General features: G+C 44.5%; 2 protein-coding genes. Both read left to right on the plus strand.

Going from position 1 to position 775, the window contains the following annotated elements; genetic code table 11:
• A partial coding sequence (locus tag A3712_RS28525) for a hypothetical protein (RefSeq protein WP_231891884.1) occupies positions 1–213 on the plus strand: 213 nt, incomplete at its 5' end.
• Position 214: 1 nt separating this feature from the next.
• The gene (locus A3712_RS24130) at positions 215–673 is read left to right on the plus strand and encodes a hypothetical protein (protein WP_063525261.1); all 459 of its coding nucleotides are present in this window, start codon (positions 215–217) and stop codon (positions 671–673) included.
• Positions 674–775 lie beyond the last annotated feature (102 nt).

Below are 775 nucleotides of genomic sequence, written 5' to 3' on the forward strand. Positions count from 1 at the left end.
AAAAGAATCAGAGTTGACTTTCCGCATAAATTTGGTAAAACTGATGAAAAGCAACCGACCGCCCCTGTTCAGACAGTGGCTTCAGCTAATAGAAGCGTAAAGCCTGGTCGCAAAACTGTGAGACTCACATCATCACAGGTCGCAATAGCGAAAAAATTAGGTGTGCCACTCGAAGAGTACGCAAAACAATTGAAAAACACGGAAGGAGCGTAAAATGGAAAAAAATAAAAATACTTCTCGTGCGAACCAAACACGGTCAAAGTCTGAAAGGCCTAAAGTGTGGGTTCCACCATCATCTCTAGATGCACCCCCTGCACCTGATGGATTCAGGTATAGATGGATAAGAGCTGAAGTACAAGGCTTCCAAGATACAACCAATATAACATCACGACAACGTGAAGGTTATGAACTGGTTCGTGCCGAAGAGGTTGAGAATGCATCAGATTATCCAGTCCTCGATGAGGGCAGATACAAGGGAGTGATTGGGGTCGGTGGCCTTCTACTTGCGAAGGTACCAATCGAGATCGCGAAGCAACGTCAGGAATACATGACCAAACGTCATGAGGAACGAAGCGAAGCAGTAGCCAACGATCTTATGAAGGAGCAGGATAGTAGAATGCCTATCAATGTTGAGAGGCAATCTCGTGTAACCTTCGGTGGTACGAAAAAGTAATTTTAAATATCATCGATTAACAAACCGTACTGGAGGCCCTTCGGGGTAGGTACATAAGGAGAAACAACATGGCTAATAGAAGCACAACTGGTTTCGGACTTA

It is taken from the genome of Vibrio sp. HI00D65, from assembly GCF_001635455.1.
GTDB lineage: Bacteria > Pseudomonadota > Gammaproteobacteria > Enterobacterales > Vibrionaceae > Vibrio.